This window comes from Pseudomonas sp. L-22-4S-12, from assembly GCF_009799935.1.
Lineage (GTDB): Bacteria > Pseudomonadota > Gammaproteobacteria > Pseudomonadales > Pseudomonadaceae > Aquipseudomonas.
Genome location: NZ_WELL01000001.1, coordinates 289722 through 308090, shown reverse-complemented (window position 1 = coordinate 308090; position 18369 = coordinate 289722). Strand labels below are relative to the sequence as shown.

General features: G+C 67.0%; 9 protein-coding genes and 1 riboswitch. Of the genes, 4 read left to right on the top strand and 5 right to left on the bottom strand.

Annotated elements, in window-relative coordinates:
- Positions 1-11 precede the first annotated feature (11 nt).
- Together gspD and F3I16_RS01415 are read left to right on the top strand one after the other, a co-directional pair.
- A complete protein-coding gene (gspD, locus tag F3I16_RS01420; protein WP_218573083.1) occupies positions 12-2216 on the top strand; it encodes a type II secretion system secretin GspD in 2205 nt (734 codons plus the stop codon).
- A gap of 856 nt (positions 2217-3072) precedes the next feature.
- Positions 3073-6705 (top strand): hypothetical protein, encoded by a 3633-nt coding sequence (locus F3I16_RS01415; RefSeq protein WP_160491998.1) that lies wholly within the window; start codon positions 3073-3075, stop codon positions 6703-6705.
- A gap of 314 nt (positions 6706-7019) precedes the next feature.
- Here the strand turns inward: F3I16_RS01415 and F3I16_RS01410 are convergent, their stop codons facing one another.
- The 3 genes from F3I16_RS01410 to F3I16_RS01400 all read right to left on the bottom strand — a co-directional run bounded on the left by F3I16_RS01410 (position 7020) and on the right by F3I16_RS01400 (position 12157).
- The gene (locus F3I16_RS01410; RefSeq protein WP_160491997.1) at positions 7020-9593 is read right to left on the bottom strand and encodes an Ig-like domain-containing protein; all 2574 of its coding nucleotides are present in this window, start codon (positions 9591-9593) and stop codon (positions 7020-7022) included.
- 64 nt (positions 9594-9657) lie between these two features.
- A riboswitch (cyclic di-GMP riboswitch) is annotated at positions 9658-9731 on the bottom strand.
- A 693-nt stretch (positions 9732-10424) separates the two neighbouring features.
- Entirely contained in the window at positions 10425-10655 is a 231-nt protein-coding gene (locus F3I16_RS01405; RefSeq protein WP_160487892.1) for a hypothetical protein, read from the bottom strand.
- 137 nt (positions 10656-10792) lie between these two features.
- Positions 10793-12157: a sigma-54 dependent transcriptional regulator gene (locus F3I16_RS01400; protein ID WP_160491996.1), complete on the bottom strand. Its 1365-nt coding sequence runs from the start codon at positions 12155-12157 to the stop codon at positions 10793-10795.
- Positions 12158-12338: 181 nt separating this feature from the next.
- On the opposite strand from F3I16_RS01400, the gene F3I16_RS01395 reads away from it, so the two are divergent.
- Positions 12339-14051: an ExeA family protein gene (locus F3I16_RS01395; RefSeq protein ID WP_160491995.1), complete on the top strand. Its 1713-nt coding sequence runs from the start codon at positions 12339-12341 to the stop codon at positions 14049-14051.
- A gap of 4 nt (positions 14052-14055) precedes the next feature.
- On the top strand, positions 14056-14817 hold the full coding sequence (locus F3I16_RS01390) for a general secretion pathway protein GspB (RefSeq protein WP_160491994.1): 762 nt from the start codon (positions 14056-14058) through the stop codon (positions 14815-14817).
- Positions 14818-15082: 265 nt separating this feature from the next.
- On the opposite strand, the gene F3I16_RS01385 is transcribed toward F3I16_RS01390, so the two are convergent.
- Both F3I16_RS01385 and F3I16_RS01380 read right to left on the bottom strand, forming a co-directional pair.
- Positions 15083-16408 carry a sigma-54 dependent transcriptional regulator gene (locus tag F3I16_RS01385; protein ID WP_160491993.1) on the bottom strand — a complete coding sequence of 442 codons (1326 nt, stop codon included), beginning with the start codon at positions 16406-16408 and terminating at the stop codon, positions 15083-15085.
- Complete coding sequence (locus F3I16_RS01380; RefSeq protein ID WP_160491992.1) at positions 16401-18287, bottom strand: ATP-binding protein; 1887 nt, start codon at positions 18285-18287, stop codon at positions 16401-16403. The genes F3I16_RS01385 and F3I16_RS01380 overlap by 8 nt, the downstream gene beginning before the upstream one ends.
- Between the last annotated feature and the right edge of the window lie 82 nt (positions 18288-18369).

Genomic DNA, 18369 nt, shown 5'->3' with positions numbered 1-18369 from the left:
GGAGGGGCGTCATGACCCATCGAGCAAGCTGGAGGTACGCCTGGCTGTTACTGGCCGGCGGCGTGCTGGCCGGCTGCGGACTCACCCCGGGTGGGGAGCGCAACACCATGGACGCCTGGCGCAAGCCGCCGCCCGAGGCGCCGCAGCCATCGGTGCGGCGCAAGGGTTCGAGCGCGGAGCTGGCGCAGCGCGATGCCAGCCGCCTCGACCCCGAGGAGCGCAGCGACGCCCTGGTCAGCACCCCGCAGACCCCGCGGGCAGAGGTCTACCGGGGCGCCCCGGGCATGCTCGACCTCGGCGCGGCGATCACCCCGCAGCCGACGGCCGAAGGCGACATCACCCTCAACTTCCAGCAGAGCAGCATCGTCGAGGTGGTCAAGGTCATCCTCGGCGAGATCCTGCGGGTCAACTACGTGCTGGACCAGGGCGTGGTCGGCAACGTCAGCCTGCAGACCAGCCGCCCGCTGCTGCGCGAGGACCTGCTGCCGATCCTCGAATCGGTGCTGCAGCTCAACGGCGCGGTGCTGGTGCGCAGCGGCGACCTCTACGAGGTGCTGCCGCTCGATGCGGCCTCGGCCGGGGCCATGGTGCCGCGCCTGACGCCGCTGCCGCAGCAGGGCTTCCAGCTGCTGGTGGTGCCGCTGCGCTACATCTCGGCCACCGAGATGCACAAGGTTCTCGAACCGCTCAAGCCGACCAAGGGCCTGCTGCAGGTCAACGAGGCGCGCAACCTGCTGCTGGCCGCCGGCACCCAGGAGGAGCTGAACAACATCCGCGACACCGTGCGCCTGTTCGACGTCGACCAGCTGCGCGGCAAGTCGGTGGGCCTGTTCCACGTGCAGGAGGTGGACGCCAAGGTGCTGCTCGGCGAGCTGGATGCGATCTTCGGCGACACCGCCAGCGGCCCGCTGGCCGGCATGGTGCGCTTCATGCCGATCGAGCGGCTCAACGCCCTGCTGGTGATCACGCCGCAGGCCAAGTACCTGGAGGATGCGCGGGCCTGGGTGGAGCGCCTGGACCGTGCGGAGAACGGCCAGGGCAGCAACATGTTCGTCTACCAGGTGAAGAACGGCAAAGCGCCGCAACTGGCGGAAATCCTCAACGCCCTGCTGGAAGGCCAGGGCCAGGCCCAGGAAGCCGAAGGGGAGGGCGCCGGGCCGCTGAACCGCGACGAGCCGGTCATGCCGGCGGAAGGCGAAGGCGAGGCCGGCGAGCCGCCGAGCACGCCGGGCGCGGCCCTGGCCAGCAGCCTGGGCGTCGACGGCAGCAACCTGGAAGTCGGCACGGTCAGCGTGATCGCCGACGAGGAGAACAACGCCCTGCTGGTGCTGGCCACCCCGGCCGACTACGACAAGCTGCTCAAGGTGATCCGCAAGCTCGACGTGCTGCCGCTGCAGGTGCTGGTGGAAGCGACCATCGTCGAGGTGGCCCTGGAAGACGAGCTGCGCTACGGCCTGCAGTGGTACTTCAAGGGCTCGATCGGCGGCAAAACGCTGCGCGGCGTGCTCGGCCAGTTGCCCCTGGTCAGCCCCACGGACCCCTTGCCCACCGGCTCGCTGAGCCTGGTCGATGCTGGCGAAGCGCGGGTTCTGCTGGACTTCCTCGCCACCGACTCCAAGGTCGACGTGATTTCCTCGCCTACCCTGATGGTGCAGGACAACCGCACCGCGACCATCCGCGTCGGCGACCAGGTGCCGATACGCACCTCGGAAACCACCAACACCAGTGGCGTGATCGACGACCCCGTCGACCCCTCGGCGCTGGTCACCAGCACCATCCAGTACCAGGACACCGGGGTGCTGCTGGAGGTCAAACCGCGCATCAACTCCGGCGGCATGATCGCCCTGGAACTCACCCAGGAGGTCAACGACGTCAAGGAAACCACCACCTCCGGCATCGACTCGCCGACCATCACCCAGCGCCGCATCAACACCAGCGTCAGCGTGCTCAGCGGCGAGACCCTGGTGCTCGGCGGGCTGATCCGTGAGAACAACTCGCGCGACAGCGAAGGCCTGCCCTATATGCGCAACATCCCGGTGCTGGGCTGGCTGTTCGGCAGCCAGGGCAAGGCCAAGAGCCGTACCGAGCTGGTGGTGATGATCACCCCCACGGTGGTCTCCAGCCTGGACGAAGCCCGCGACGTGACCCAGGAGTACCGCAGCAAGCTCAAGGGCATCGAGCTGCCGCAGGATGCCTGGCAAGGCGACGAGCCATAGCGCTGTCGCACACCCCGCCGCGCAATGCGGCGGCTTGTGCGCAGCTTGTCCGATAAGCCGTAGGTAGGGTTGAGGAGCAGCGCGACGAAGCCCAACGCTCCTGCCCCCGCCTGTTGGGCTTCGCTCCGCTCAACGCCAACCTACCCGCGTATGCGCACCGCGAAATACCGGGCAAGCCCCGCTCATCACCCCATGCCACCCATAGTCGAGGCCGAGCCCGAGCGAAGCCCTGGCGCACCTTGCACCGCCCCCGGTGTTCCATCCCTGCCGAGCCCCTCGGCCCCGCGCCAGAGCCGTTTTTCAAGGCGGTGAAACAGCCGGAGTTGCAGCACCTTAACAATCGAGCACTGCCCCGCTACGGGCGCCAGGCCCCATGCAACGGGGCTTGCCCGGCATTCGCCGGAATCGACTGTTAACCAGGCCTGACAGAAACCCCGGAAATTCCCGCAAAAGCCGGGCAAGGGCTCGCTTTCTGGCTTTGTATCAAGAAATTAATTTATATAAATCAGATGCTTACAGCTATGGCACGGTAATTGTCTATCAGAGCGCGAGGGGACGCAGTTTGTCTTCGGAGGCGGTACCGGATGCTGGGTCGGTGCAAGGCACAGGACAGCACGCGGGGCCGCAAAATGTGTGATTTCGACTTGTCCTGCTGCTCACGGAAAACAATCTCGGCCAAAGACCGACACAGCCCGTGACCCCAGGCAAGCCTGAAAAGGCCACACCTGCCATGGCTAGTCGGTGGGCGGGGCCAAGGAGCATCGATATGCGCACGCGAAAATCAGTCCGCTCGTGTCGCCCCGGACTACTAGGCCGTCTACCGGCCTATTTGCTGGGGGCGATCCTGTCGACGGGGATGGTCTTCTCCGTCAACACCTATGCGGTACACGACATTGATGTGTTCGAGCTGGATAACGGCCAGCTGGGCGCCAATGCCATCGACGAAACCGACATCGGCAATGCCGATGCCTCCGCCCCGGACGACTGGGCCAAGGTCGGCGGCTGCCCGAACGGCCTGGCCAGTTGCGGCTATGTCTCCGGGCCTACCGTGGACCCCGACAATCCCGGCGGCTCGGCCTTCAAGAGCCTGTTCATCCAGGACCCCAATGGCGTGGCCAACACCGATGACATCTTCACCGGTGGCGGCTCCAAGGATGACCTGGACGTCAAGCAATGGCTGACCAAGCGCGGCTCGACGCCGGACAAGGATGACCTGCTGCCGATCGGCGCCGCGGCCTATTTGGAAGATATGTCGGATGACGGAGTCGACAACCCGGATCTGCTGATCTACCTGTTCGGCTCCCTGTTCGCCCCCAATGGCAGTGCGGCTATCGGTGCCTGGCTGTTCAAGAAGGACATCGGCATTTGCGATGACGGCATCGGCGGCGCAGACACGGACCCCTTCGGCGTGGTCGACGGCAATGGCAACTGCCTGCCGCCCGCCCAGCAGCCGATCAATTTGCACACCATCGGCGACGTGTTCGTGGTGGCGGAGAACGTCAACGGCGGCCGCGTGGTGATCATGGAAGTCTACAAGTGGGTCGACGAGAACACTGCGGGAGGCCAGGATACGGCCGCCGCCACGGCCGCCAAGGCCGCGTGCACCAGCGACGGTGGCACGCTGGTCAACGGTACCCTGTGCCGGGTGTTCGCTGACGAGGATGCCCACTGCGATAGCGTCAATCTGGCCAATGACGATGCCTGCGGCACCATGAACCTGGGTGAAACCAAGGGGCAGAATGCGCAGCCGGGCGTGCCCACCGAGTCGCCGGACGACTGGGGCTTCCAGTCCAAGTTCCCACCGGCAGCTGGCCCGGCCAGCCCGCCCGGAACCGACGGCATCCAGAGCAATGACTTCCCGCCCACCTCGCTGTTCGAGGCTGGCTTCAACTTCACCAATCTGTTCCCTGAAGCAATCGGGTGCTTTAACACGTTCCTGATGAACACCCGTGCCTCGCACAGTGTGGATGCCACGCTGAAAGACATCGGCATGGGCAAGTTCCCGCTGTGCGGTATCAGCGTGAGCAAGAGCGGACCGGAGAAATCCAAGATCGGTGACGATGCGGACTTCACCTTCACCATCACCAACACCGGTGCCATCACCCTGTATCTCGATACCGTCGTGGATGATGTACTCGGCGATCTGGAAACGGCTGCCGTAGCAGAAGGTTGCGCCACCCTGGCGGCACAGGCCTCCTGCGAGTTCACCGTGACCAGGCCGATTCCGGATGGCTCGCCCGACCCGCTGGTGAACACGGTGACGGTGCACTACAACTCCGCGCAGAGCCTGCAAGGGGATGACCAGACCTCAACGGCCAGCCACAGCACCAACCTGTTCCAGCCGAGCATTACGTTCGACAAGACTGGTGATGCGCTGTCCAAGGCCACCGACACCACCAACTACACCATCACCCTGAACAACACCAGTTCGGCCGATACACCAGACCTGGTGTGCACCATCACCGACCCGCTGTTGAATCTGGATGAGGATGTAACCCTGGCCTCCGGGGCTAGCCACGTGATCAACACGAATTACGTCGTCCAGGCGGGCGATAGTGATCCGCTGCTGAACACGGCCTCGGTCACCTGCTCGCCAACCGGCTTCCCGAACATCTACACCGCGTCGGATGGCCACAGCACCAACCTGTTCCAGCCCAGCATCACGCTGGACAAGACGGGTAGCGAGCTGTCCAAGGTGGGTGACCCGGTGGACTACACCATCACCCTGAGCAACACCAGCTCGGCCGACAGCCCGGCGCTGGACTGCACCGTCAGCGATGCGCTGCTGGGTATCGACGAGGCGGTGACCCTGGCCGCCGGTGAACAGCATGTGATCAACGCGCAGTACACCGTGCAGGCGGGTGATGCGGATCCGTTGCCGAATACGGCATCGGCCACCTGTTCGCCGCAGGGCTTCCCGAACGTGCTGGCGGCTGAGGATAGCCATAGCGTCAACCTGTTCCAGCCGAGCGTGGTTGTGGTCAAGGAAGGCGACGCGTTGTCCAAGGTGGGTGACCCTGCCAGCTACACCATCACGGTGACCAACACCAGCTCGGCAGATAGCCCGAACCTGGTCAACGGCACCATCGTGGATACGCTGCTGGGCGATCTGCTGGCGGCCAACCAGTATGTGAGCAACTCCAGCTGCACCGGCACCCTGGCGACCGGGGCAAGTTGCGTCATCCAAGCCACCCGCACGGTACAGGTCGGTGATCCCGACCCGCTGCCGAACACGGTGACGGTGCACTACAACCCGAGTGGCTTCCCGAACGACATCACGGACAGCGACGACCATAGCGTCAACCTGTTCCAGCCGTCGGTGGCCGTCGACAAGACTGCCAACTGCGACCTGGATGTCATAGTCGGGCAGACCATCACCTACAGCTACACCATCAACAACACCGGCTCGACGGACAGCCCGAACCTGAACCTGGCCAGCATCGTGGATGACAAGCTGGGTGACCTCGCTGCACAGGCTGCCGCTGCCAATTGCAACACCTTGGCATCGGGTGCTTCCTGCAACTTCACCGTGGACTACGTGACCCAGGCCACGGACGTCGGCGCGCCGATCGTCAACACGGTGGATGTGCACTACAACCCGGCCGGCTTCCCGAACGACATCTCTGACCAGGACGATCAGAGCTGCAACGTCGTGCTGCCGAACCCGGCTACCGTGGTGATCGAGAAACTGCTGCTCAACGCCGAGAACCTGGCGTTCAGCTACAGTACGACCGGTGATCTGCCGCCGAGCTTCTTCCTGACTCCGCTGTATGGTCAGCTGCCGCTCACCAACTCGCCGTTCGCTGATCCGCTGGCTGGTCAGAGCTTCGCGAGCTCCATCGAGTACACGGTGGATATCCCGAGCTTCGGCGCCACGGAACAGGTAAGCGTTACGGAAGACGAGCCGTTGCCGCCGTTCATCAGCGCGGTCAGCCTGACCTGCGCTGCTGCCGATGGCGGTAGCCTGACCGGTCAATCGGTAGCTGGCCTGACGGCAACCCTGACGCTGGGCAGTGGCGACTATGCCTTCTGCCGCTACGTCAACCAGTTCAACCCGGGTGACGAAGGCTGTACTCCGGGGTACTGGAAGCAAGAGCAACACTTCGGCAGTTGGACCAACCCGCCGTACGATCCGTACAGCACCCAACTGCAGGACGTGTTCAACTTCGCTGGGGTTAACGGCCAGATCGGCGGCCTCGCCGACGACCTGATGCTCGATGCCCTGAGCTACTCGGGTGGCACTGGCAAGCTGGGCGCAGCCCAGATCATGCTGCGTGCCGCAGTAGCCGCCGTGCTCAATGCCGCCAATGGTGGAGTGCAGTACGCCTTCACCCTCAGTGATGTGATCAGCGACGTCAATGCCCAGCTGCAGAGCGGTACTCGCGAAAGCATGCTGGCCCTGGCCACCCAGCTGGACGATGCCAACAACGGGGTGTTCGACAACCCGGATGGCGGCGAATCCTGCCCGTTGGGCCTCAACCCGCTGTAGTGAACCATGCCCCTAGGGGCTAGGAGGAAAAAGGGCGATGCCGCGAGGCATCGCCCTTTTTTATGGCTATGTGGCCGTTACGTGTTGCATGCGCCATCGAGCGTTGGTGGGAGCGGATTTATCCGCGATAAACCGGCCACTCTGCGCAGGCCCTGATCGCGAATGAATTCGCTCCCACGCACAGCCCGTGCGGCCGGGCAGGGCGGGAGCACGCCGCGCGGCGGGCGATGCAAGGCGGGTTTCACCCACCCTACATGGGGAAAGGGCGATGCCTCGCGGCATCGCCCTCTTTATATACAGCTTGCGGCTCGGCCTTATTTGCCTTTGCCACCATTGCCGCCCGTACCGCCGCTGCTGACCAGGCTGACCTGCACGGTGGCGCTGGCGACCTTGCTGCCGTTGCTGATGCTGTAGGTGAAGCTGTCGGTGCTCTTCAGGCCGCGGCCCGGGCTGTAGGTGACGGTGCCGTCGGCATTGGCCTTGACGGTGCCCTTGCTGCCCTGGGTTACGCTGACCAGGCTGAGCTTGGCGCCCTGCGGGTCGCTGTCGTTGGCCAGTACCGCGATCACCACCGGGTTCAGGCTGCTCAGGCTGGCCGAGTCGTTATTGGCCACCGGTGCCTGCAGGGCGCTGGCGGCGATGCTGACGCTGACTGGGGCATTGGCGCTGCCGCCACGGCCGTCGCTGATGCTGTAGGTGAAGCTGGTGGTGCCGCTGTAGCCGCTGTTCGGGGTGAAGGTCAGGCTGCCGTCGCCGTTGAGCTTGACGCTGCCGTTGCTCACGCCGCTGATCGAGCTGACGCTCAGGGCATCGCCGTCGGCATCGCTGTCGTTGCCCAGCACGGCCACGGTCACCGCAGTGCCGGCGCTGCCACTGGCGCTGTCGCTCTTGGCCACCGGCGCGGTGTTGGCGGCGGCCGCTTCCACCACGTAGAGGGCGGAGGCGCTGACGCTCTGGCTGCCGCTGACGGCGTTGGTGATGATGTCGTAGTAGGCGGCCGGGGCGCTGCTCGCCGAGGTCACGCTGAGGGTCGCGCTGGTGCTGGCGCCGGCGGCCAGGCTTACCGAACTCTTGCTCAGGCTGGCGCTCCAGCCGCTGGGCACGCCGGCGCTCAGGTTGAAGCTGCGGCTGGTGCAGCTGCCGCTGTCGCGGTTGACCAGGTTCAGGGTGTAGCTCACTGCGGTGCCGGCGCTGACCCAGTTGTCGCCGCTGGCGGTCAGGCTCAGGCTCGGCGCACTCTGCACGCACTGCTCGGCGCCCAGGCTGACGTCCACCAGGGCCTCCTTGCCGTCGGCCCACTGGGTGCTGACATTGACGCCGCTGGTGCTGTCGCTGAAGCGCTTGCCGGCGACCAGGGCGGCGTCATACCAGCCCGAGGTTTCCGGGGTCATGTCGAGCATGTAGCTGGCGTTGCCGTTGAGGTCGATGCCGCTGTGGATGGACACGCCCTTGTGCAGGTTGCCGCCCGAGGACTCGTAGGCGCTCAGCGGGCTGTCGAGGCCGATGGCCTGGCGGTATTCCACGTAGTACCAGGTCTTGGCGCCATTGGTGGGGTCGACGCTTTTCAGGGTCTTCAGGGCCAGCGGCAGGCTGCCGCTGAACTCCTGCGGCGCCAGGCGGTAGCTGCCCGAGCTGGCGACGGTGAGGATGCGGTTGCCGAACCAGCCCAGGCGGTCTTTCTGGTAGGCGTTGAAGTGGCCCTTGCCGGCACCCATGGTGTCGGCAAGGTCGCCGTATTCCTTGACGGTGCAGTTGCTGCCCAGGGTGCTGCCGGCGCAGACCTGGTCATGGGAGTGGTACAGGCCCAGGTTGTGGCCCAGTTCGTGGGTGTAGGCGCCGCGGTTGAACGAGCCGTTGAGCCAGGCCCGCGACGGCTTGCCGCCGACGCTGCCGAGGCCGCCCCAGCCGCAGGCGGAGGACACCGGGAAGGCGTAGACCAGGCGGTCGTAGTTGCTCAGCACATGGCCGGCGGCGGTGGCCGCCTGGTCCGCCAGGTTGGTGATGGCGGTGCGGTCGCAGCTGCTGCTGTTGGTGGCGATGGTCTGCCAGTTGAGTACGGTGGCCTGGAACGAGGTCTGGCCGTAGGAGACTTCCTGGTAGAAGGGGTTGATCTGGTTGCTGAACATGGACTGCATGTCGGCGCTGGTCCAGGGCTTGTTGCTGGGGGCGTCCTGGAAGTTGACCATCATCACCAGGGTGCGTTGCTCGCCCACGGTGTTGGCCTGCACGCCCGGCTGGCTGCCGTAGCTGGCGGCGCTGCCGGCGGCCAGGCTGAGGATGTCCTCGTCGAAGCTGGCGACCACCAGCTCGCCGGCCTCGCCCGACTTGGCGTTGGCGCCGGCGGGAATCAGCACGCCTTTCAGGCGCACCTTCTGCCCGGTTTGCAGCTCGCGGTGGCTGTGGCCGGCGTCATGCAGGCGCACCTGCTCGCCATAGGGCGTCTTCAGCAGGTGTTCGATGCGGTTCAGGCTGGGGTCTTCGAAGTTGTCGACATGGATGATCTCCAGCTCGCCTTCCACTTCCACCGCTTCTTCCACCAGCGCCAGCACTTCGCTCGGCAGCTGGCCCTGCTTGTCCGTCGGCACGGCAACCCGCAGCACTTCGCCCGGCTGCTGCAGGGCCAGTTCGCTGAGCAGCGCGCGACGCTGTTCGGCCTGGTCGCGCATCTGCTGCTGCAGGTGGGCCTTGGCCTCGCCGCCGGCGTTCTGCCAGCGCTGTTGCAGGTCGAACAGTGCCTTGGTCTGGCCGGTGGCCGCGGCGCGGGCGGCCTGCCCGGTGCTGCTGGCGGCCTGGGCCTGGGTGTCGAGCGGATGGGCCAGGGCGGCCGGGGCGAGGCTGGCGGCCAGAATGGCCAAAGCGAGGGCGAAACGGGGCTGGGACGGGCGCATGAAGGCTCTCCTGAATCAGGTTCAGAAAAGTTCCTCTTCACGGCTGTCCATGAGGGATGTCTCCTTCGGCAGTCCGGCGACCCATGAGGGCCCGTGACTTTGCGTCGCCAGGTTGCCCTGGTTATGCCTTTGTCGGGAGAGGAGCTTTCTGTAGCGATACAACGTGGGCAGCCGCGGCTGCCCGATTAAAGCCCCTCGATCTTCGACGACATGTAATGCCAGTGCGTGGATCGGCAAACCTCACTGTTCACTGCGCAATGCAGCGGGGTATTTCCTGTAACAGATGCCAGGGTTGTACTGTTCATTTTCTGTACAGCTGTTACGGGAGCGGAATCTATCACGCGATTTGTTCGTTTTTTATACAAACGAGGCATAAGGCTGTAGAGGTTTGGTTAAAAAACGATCTGGAACTTTTTCGCCGGGCAGGCGAAAGGCTCGCGCTAGAGGCCTGGGGGCAAGTCGAGCCGAGCATCGGCTCTTTGCTACCGTTCATCGAGCCGGCGGTGGAAATGCGCGTGCTGTCACACTGGCTTTCAGCCACTAATGGCGCTTTGAAATCATGGCCAAATGCTGGCCTTGCGCCCGGGGTGAATGGCCGCACGGCGCTGCCGGCGCGTGGCGCGGGCGGGTCGGGGTCGGCGGGAGGGGCGGTGCAGGAGGGCGTGGCTCAGAGCCTGTTCAGGCTATTTTCCCGGCTCTGCCAACGAGGCGAATCCACCGATTTCAGGCCCTTGCGTAGGGTGCGCCGTGCGCACCGCAGGCCGGTGTGTGGTTTGTGGTGTGCGCGGCGCACCCTGAGAGAGATCGTCAGCAGGCGCTCGGAACAGGTGCTCAGGGATCTTCCGCTTCGTCCCACAGCAGGATTGGCGGCGAACTGGAGGGATGCTGGCGATGCTGGATGCGCTGCTTGCGGTAGTGGTACCAGTTGACGAAGGGCGGCTCGCTGAACAGGGGGAAGGCCAGCATGCCGCTTTCCGGGCATGCGCCGACCACTTCCGCGGCGCCGCTGCCTCTTCTTTCCGGCGTCTGCAGATCGGTGGCTCGGCGACCGCGTTCGGGCATGCTGCTTACCTCCGTACTGGCCGGAGAAATCATGCAGGTAGCACGCCAAAGCCCTGAAAGGCCCGCCCCAGGCGGGGCGCCGCGCTAAACGCGGGGCGCCGGGGCGGTCGACTGTTGCTCGGTCGTTACAGCTGCGCTTAACGGATGCCGTATTTGTCCATCATGCGATAGAGGGTTACACGGGACACGCCGAGCAGTTTTGAGGCCTGCGACACGTTGTTCATCGAGTGGCTCAGGCAGCTGCGCACGGCCAGTTCCTCGGCATGGGCGCGGGCCTGCTCCAGCGGCATGACCATGTCCAGGCTCTCGCATTCCTCGAGGCCGAGGTCGGCCGCGCTGATCATGCGGTTCTCGCTCATCACCAGGGCGCGGCGAATGCGGTTGATCAGCTCGCGCACGTTGCCCGGCCAGCTGTGGCTGAGCAGGGCGCCGATGGCCTGGCGGGTCAGGCCGCGCGAGCTGGTGCCGTACTCCTTGGCGAACTTGTGCAGGAAGTAGCGCGCCAGCAGCTCGATGTCGTTGCCGCGCTCGGCCAGGCGCGGCACATAGATGCTCAGCACGTTGAGGCGGTAGTAGAGGTCCTCGCGAAAGGTGCCGTCGGCCACCGCCTGTTCCAGGTTGACGTGGGTGGCGGCGATGACCCGCGCATTGACCTGGATGCTCTGGTTGCCGCCCAGGCGCTCGATGGTCTTCTGTTCGAGAAAGCGCAGCAGGTAGACCTGCATCTGCGGCGGCAGGTCGCCGATCTCGTCGAGGAAGATGGTGCCGTTCTGCGCCGCCTCGATGCGCCCGATCTTGCGCTTGTAGGCCCCGGTGAAGGCGCCTTTCTCGTAGCCGAACAGCTCGGCATTGATCAGCGTCTCCGGCAGGGCGCCGCAGTTCACCGCGACGAACGGCCCCTCGGCCTGCGGCGAACGCTGGTGGATGGCGCGGGCGATCATCTCCTTGCCCACCCCGGTCTCGCCGCGGATCATCACCGGCGCCTCGACCCCGGCGACCCGGCGGATCTGGTCGAAGATGGCGAGAAAATGCCGGCTGCCGCCGACCATCTGGAACTCGGCCAGCGGCACCAGGGCCTCCTGCTCCAGGGCACGCAGGCGCGACATGCCGTCCAGATGACCGAGGGCGTGGCGCAGGTGATCCAGGCTGTTGCCCTGCAGCGGCAGGGAAAAGTAGTCGTAGAAGTGCTCGTAGATCAGTCGTCGGAAATTCTGCTGTTCCAGCAGCCCGGAGCGGGTCAGGGCGACCCAGGACAGGTGCTCGTCGTGGTCGAGCAGGCTTTCGAGCTGCTCGTACTGCTCCTCGGCGAGCTCCGGCAGCATGACGATGCCGACCCGGTATTGATGGAACTTCAGCAGGCCCTGGGCGCTATCCAGGGTGGTGACCCGGTCGAATACCCAGTCCTGCAGATGCTGCAGAGGCGGCGGGGTCTCTTCGCTGGAGAGATCGAGAAGCAGCGCGCGGCGGGGGGCGCCGGGCGCTTCGGAGACTATCGCGGACATGTGTTAAGCCTTTGATACAGTAGCGTGATTCTGCTACTCCAAACAGGCGATCCTCTTTACACAGTGTAGATCGGGGCGACGATTTGGCTGTTCCGCCGACGAAAGGACGTATGCCCGTACCGGACTGGAAAGTGCTCTGACGACTTCTATAGTCACAGGTAGACTGCGAGGTCAGACGTCCATGTACAGCAATTATTTCGGCTTCTCCGAACTGCCGTTCACCATAGCGCCCAACCCGCGCTACCTGTACCTGAGCGAGCAGCACCGCGAGGCATTGGCCAGCCTGCTCTACGGCATCAACTGCAACGGCGGTTTCGTCCTGCTGACCGGCGATGTCGGCACCGGCAAGACCACGGTGTGCCGCTGCCTGCTCGAACAGCTGCCGGAAAACACCGAAGTCGCGGTGATCCTCAATCCCAAGTACAGCATCACCGAGCTGCTCGAGGCCATCTGCGACGAGCTGAAGATCCACCGCCCGCACAACAGCCACCGGATCAAGGGCTATATCGACGCGATCAACCAGCACCTGCTGGAAGCCCACGGGCGCGGGATCAATACCGTGCTGATCATCGACGAGGCGCAGAACCTCGGCCTCGACGTGCTGGAGCAGATCCGCCTGCTGACCAACCTGGAAACCAGCAGCCAGAAGCTGTTGCAGATCATCCTGATCGGCCAGCCGGAACTGCTCGCCACCCTGGCCCGCCCCGAGCTGCGCCAGCTCGACCAGCGCATCACCGCGCGCTACCACCTGCACGCCCTGTCCCGCGAGGAGCTACCGGCCTATGTCGGCCATCGCCTGGCCGTGGGCGGACGCGATGCGCCGCTGTTCAGCCGGGCGGCGCTGCACCGCCTGTACCGCCTGACCGGCGGGGTGCCGCGGATGATCAATGTGATCTGCGACCGCGCCCTGCTCGGCGCCTATGTCGAGCGCCGGCCACGGGTCAACTGGTGGCTGCTCAACCGGGCGGCGCGCGAAGTGCGCGGCCAGTTCGCCGCGCCCGCGTCGACCTGGCGCTGGGCGCTGCTGCCGCTGGCGCTGCTGCTGTTGCTGCTGGGCGGCTTCCTGATTCCCGGCGGGCGCGAGCTGCTGGCCTGGATGCGCCCCGTGCCGGTCGAGCAGGTGCCGGCGCCACCGGCCGCCCCGCTACCCGTGCCCGTGGCGGAGCCGGTAGCGGCTCCGGCCGCCGAACCGGAGGCCAGCGAACTGCCGGCGGGCGGCCAGGTGCAGCCCGCGCTATTGCCGTCGAGCCCGGCGCAGTGGCAATGGCCGGCGGGCACCGACCTGACGGCCACCGAGGTGCTGGCCTACCAGCGCCTGTTCGATCTCTGGGGGCTCGACTACGACCCGCAGCAGGCGCCGGTGATCTGCCGCTTCGCCCGTCAGCACGGGCTGGATTGCCTGCAGACCCCCGGCCCGCTCGAGGAACTGCTCGGCTTCAACCTGCCGGCGGTGATCAGCCTGCGCAATGCCGGCGGGCAGCGCTTCCATGCCACCCTGGTCGGCCTCGACCAGCAGACCGGGCGCGCCACCCTGGACGTCGCCGGCGAGCCGCGCGAGGTCGAGCTGGAGGACCTGCGCAACTGGCTGGACGCCGGCGCGCTGCTGCTCTGGCGCCTGCCGCCGGGCTACCAGGAACCGCTGCGCCCGGAGACCAGCAGCCCGGTGGTGCCGTGGCTGGCGGCGCGCCTGGCCAAGCTGCAGGGTCTCGAGCCGCCGCGCGGCCAGCGCCAGCGCTACGACGAGCCCCTGCAGATGCAGGTGCTGGCCTTCCAGCATCAATACCAGTTGGCGACCGATGCGGTACTGGGGCCGCAGACCCTGATCCGCCTCAGCACCCTGACCGAACCCGGTATTCCCCTGCTGACCGCCGCCGCCGAAGCGGACTGGGAGTGAGGCCATGTCCTACATCCTCAATGCGCTGAAACAGTCGGAAAGCCAGCGCAACCTGGGCGAGATCCCCCATATCGACACGGCCCAGGAGCCGACCAGTGCCTACCGCCCGGCGCCGCGCCGCGGCATCGGTCGCGGCTGGGCGATGCTGGCCGGCCTGCTGCCGGTGCTGGCGGTCGGCTGGGTGATGATGAACCGCCAGCCCGAACCGGCCGCCGAGCCGCCCGCGCCACCTGCCGCGGTCGCCCCGAACCCGCCGCCGCCCGCCGCAGTCGCTGCCGTGCCCGCTCCGGCGGCGCCCACCGATCCACAGGCCCCCGGCCTGTCGCAGTTGCAGAGCATGGCCGGCACGCGCATCCAGCTCGACGACCAGCCGCCGCCGGCCCGCCCCGCGGCGCCGGTGGTGCTGGAGCTGCCGGTGGCCGCCGGGCGGGTGACGCCGCCGCAGGCCTCGCTGACCCGCGAGCGCCGCGCACCGCCGCCGATTCCGCAACGCGGCGCCGAGGACGCGGGGCAGGGCCAGGGCGCCCAGCTCAACGGCGTCAGCCACTGGAAGGGCCTGCCTTCCGGCATCCAGCGGCAGGTGCGCGAACTGGGCATCAACGCCCATGTCTACTCCGCGGACAGCAGCGCCCGCTTCATCCGCGCCAAGGGGCGCAGCCTGCACGAAGGCGACCGTCTGACCGACGACCTGCAGCTGCAGCAGATCACCAGCGACGGCATCGTCTTCACCTACCAGGGCGCCCCGTACTGGATGCGCCTGAACTGAGCGGTGGCTCGTGGCTTCGCCCTGCCAGGTTGCGAGGCCTGCCGTAGGGGGCGCCGTGCGCACCAGGCACTCGCGGGGGTTATCGGTGCGCGCGGCGCACCCTACGAGCGAGTCGCCGGGGCTCAGAACCTGTGCAAAGTCTCGCGAGCTAGAGCCAGGCAAGGCGAAATCGGGCGAAGAAGCGCAGTTTACGAGTTGTAAATGAGCATTCTGAGTCCGATTTCAACGCAGCATGGCCGACGCGCAGCAGACTTTGAACAGGTTCTCAGCCCAGGCCGTACTTCTTCACCTTGTCGAACAGCGTGGTCTTGGCCATGCCCAGGGCCTGGGCGGCCTGGCTGAGGTTGCCGGCGTGGCGCTCCAGGGTGGCGCCGAGCAGGTTGCGCTCGAAGGCTTCCACCGCCTCGGCGAAGCTCGGCTCGTGGCCGTCCGGCACCGCGCCGCTGCCCTTGAACACCGGCAGGCCGAGGGCGAAGCGCTCGGCCACGTTGCGCAGCTCGCGCACGTTGCCCGGCCAGTCGTGGGCCAGCAGGGCGGCGCTGGTGCTGCGGTCGAGCACGGGCGGGGCACGGTCGAAGCGCAGCGCGGCGAGCTGCAGGAAGTGCTCGAACAGCAGCAGGATGTCTTCGCGGCGGTCGCGCAGCGGCGGCAGCTCCAGGGTCACCACGTTGAGCCGGTAGTACAGGTCGCTGCGGAACTCGCCGCGCTTGCCCAGCTCGGCCAGGTCGGCCTTGGTCGCGGCGATCACCCGGCAGTCCACGGCGATCGGCTGGTTCGAGCCGAGGCGCTCCAGGCTGTGTTCCTGCAGCACCCGCAGCAGCTTGATCTGCAGGGCCAGCGGCATGCTCTCGATCTCGTCGAGGAACAGGCTGCCGCCGTCGGCGTGCTCGATCTTGCCGATCCGCCGCTTGCTGGCGCCGGTGAAGGCGTGCGCCTCGTGGCCGAAGATCTCGCTCTCGAACAGGCTCTCCGGCAGGCCGCCGCAGTTGAGGGCGACGAAGGGCTTGGCCTGGCGCCGGCTGAAGTCGTGCAGGCAGCGCGCCACCAGCTCCTTGCCGGTGCCGGTCTCGCCTTCGATGATCACGTTGGCGCCGGTGTCGGCGACGTTGGCGATCAGCTCGCGCAGCTGCTGGATGGCCGGTGAGCGGCCGATCAGGCGTTGTTCCAGGGCCTGGCGCCCGGCCAGCTGGCGGCGCAGGGCGCTGACTTCGCGGGCCAGGCCGCGTTGCTCCAGGGCGCGGCGGGCGACCTCGACCAGGCGCTCGGGGGAGAAGGGTTTCTCGATGAAGTCGTAGGCGCCGTCCTGCATGGCGCCGACCGCCATGCCGATGTCGCCGTGGCCGGTGATCAGCACCACCGGCAGGCTCGGGTCGCGCTGCTTGAGGCGGCTCAGCAGGGTCAGGCCGTCGCTGCCCGGCAGGCGGATGTCGCTGACCACGATGCCGGGGAAATCCGCGCCGACCTTGGCCAGCGCCTCCTCGGCGCTGCCCACGCCGATGCTGGCGATGTCTTCCAGCTGCAGGGCCTGCTGGCAGCCGAGCAGCACGTGGGGGTCGTCTTCGACTATCAGGACGCTCAGCGTTTCAGTCATGGCGGTGATTCCCCTCGCGCAGGATCGGCAGGCTGAGGATGAAGGCGCTGCCGCCTTCCTCCGGGTGGCGCACGGCCAGGCTGCCGCCGGCGGCTGCGGCCAGGCTGGCGGACAGGGTCAGGCCGAGGCCCAGGCCCTTCTCGCCGGGCTTGGTGGTGAAGAACGGCTCGAACAGGTGGGCGCGCACGTCCGGGGCGATGCCGGCGCCGCTGTCGCGCACCTCCAGATGGTAGCTGTCGCCGGCCGCGCTGCCGCTCAGCCACAGCTCGCGGCACGGCTGCTCGCGCAGGGCGTCGAGGGCATTGCTCAGCAGGTTGACCAGGATCTGCTCCAGGCGGGTCTGGTCGATGGCCAGGCGCGCCTCGGCGAACTGCCGGTGCAGGCTCGGCCGCTCCTGCTCGATGCGGCTGTGCAGGAGGAACAGCGCGGCCTCCACCGCCTGCTCCAGGCCGGCCTCACCGCGGTCGCCGCCGCGCCGGGCGAAGGCGCGCAGGCTGGCGGTGATGCGGCCCATGCGGTCGACCAGTTCGCCGATCGCCTGCAGGTTGCTGCCGGCGGTATCCAGGGCGCCGCGTTCGAGAAAGCGCGCGGCATTGGCCGAGAGGGTGCGCAGGGCCGCCAGCGGCTGGTTCAGTTCGTGGGCGATGCTGGTCGACATCTGCCCGATCACCGCCAGCTTGCCGGCCTGCACCAGGCCGTCCTGGGCCTGGCGCAGGGTCGCCTCGGTCTGCTGGCGTTCGCGCACCTCGTCCTGCAGGCGGGTGTTGCTGGCCTGCAGGTCGGCGGTGCGCTCGGCGATCTTGCGCTCCAGCTCGCTGTTGGCCCGCTCCAGCGCCGCGCGGGCGGCCAGGCGGGTGGCGATCACCTTGCGCCGCTGGTTCAGCACCAGGGCCAACAGCAGCAGCAGGGCGCAGGCCACGGCGGCGAGCATGGCGTGGCTGCTGGCGGCGCGGCGCTGGTCGTCCAGCGGGGTGAGCAGGGTCAGGTGCCAGGGGCTGTCGGCCAGCGGCCGGCTCTGGCGCAGGTAGTCGCGCGGCTGGCCGTCGGCGCCGGCCAGGCGCACTTCCTCGAGGCCGTCGGCCAGTTCGCGGCGGGCCAGCGGCTGCATCTCCTCCAGCGCCGCCCAGTGGTACTGCAGGCTGCGCGCCAGGCGTTCACGGCTGGCGGCGTCCAGCGGGCGGATGGCCTTGAGCCGGCGGCGCGGATCGCTGGAGAGAATGATGATGCCGTTTTCGTCGCTGACGTAGGCCTCCACGCGGGCGTCGGCCCAGCGCTTCTCCAGGGCGTCCAGGCGCACCTTGACCACGGCCACGCCGATCACCCGGCCGTGACTGCGCAGGCCGTGGGCCAGGTAGTAGCCGGGCTCACCGGTGGTGCTGCCGATGCCATAGAAGCGCCCCGGGCGACCGCGCACGGCATCCTGGAAATAGGCGCGGAAGGACAGGTCCTCGCCCAGGTAGCTGTCCGCCTGGTTCCAGTTGCTGGTCGCCACCACGCGGCCTTCGCGGTCCAGCACATAGGTGGCCAGGCTGCCGCTGCGGCGGTTGAGGCCTTCGAGGTAGTCGTTGAGGCGCTGGCGGTCCTCCGTGCTGGGCGTCCGCAGCAGGCGGCTGACGCTGTTTTCCAGCTCCAGCAGGCTGGGCAGGTAGGTGTACTGGTTGATCTCGCTTTCCACCGCGCGGGCGTTGAGCTCCAGCTGGCGTTCACCATTGCCGGCCAGGGCGCGGATGCCGCTGGCTTCGCTGAGGCGATAGCCGGCATAGCCGCAGGCGCCGATCAGCAGGAGCGCCAGCAGGGTCAGCAGCAGTTGGCGGAACAGGCGTGGTTTGACCATGAGGGCGGGCGGCAGGGCGCGGACGCTGGGGGAGAGACATTGCATCACAGTCGTCCGGGGCTGGCCAGCGGGCGCCCGGAGCCGAGGCTCCGGGCTCTCCCTCAGAACCTGTTTAGGATCTTTTGAG

Coding starts and splice junctions, on each gene's coding strand:
- F3I16_RS01415 (WP_160491998.1), top strand. CDS start 3,073: ATGGTCTTCTCCGTCAACACCTATGCGGTACACGACATTGATGTGTTC.
- F3I16_RS01395 (WP_160491995.1), top strand. CDS start 12,339: ATGTACAGCAATTATTTCGGCTTCTCCGAACTGCCGTTCACCATAGCG.
- F3I16_RS01400 (WP_160491996.1), bottom strand. CDS start 12,157: ATGTCCGCGATAGTCTCCGAAGCGCCCGGCGCCCCCCGCCGCGCGCTG.
- F3I16_RS01410 (WP_160491997.1), bottom strand. CDS start 9,593: ATGCGCCCGTCCCAGCCCCGTTTCGCCCTCGCTTTGGCCATTCTGGCC.
- F3I16_RS01385 (WP_160491993.1), bottom strand. CDS start 16,408: ATGACTGAAACGCTGAGCGTCCTGATAGTCGAAGACGACCCCCACGTG.
- F3I16_RS01405 (WP_160487892.1), bottom strand. CDS start 10,655: ATGCCCGAACGCGGTCGCCGAGCCACCGATCTGCAGACGCCGGAAAGA.
- F3I16_RS01390 (WP_160491994.1), top strand. CDS start 14,056: ATGTCCTACATCCTCAATGCGCTGAAACAGTCGGAAAGCCAGCGCAAC.
- F3I16_RS01380 (WP_160491992.1), bottom strand. CDS start 18,287: ATGCAATGTCTCTCCCCCAGCGTCCGCGCCCTGCCGCCCGCCCTCATG.
- gspD (WP_218573083.1), top strand. CDS start 12: ATGACCCATCGAGCAAGCTGGAGGTACGCCTGGCTGTTACTGGCCGGC.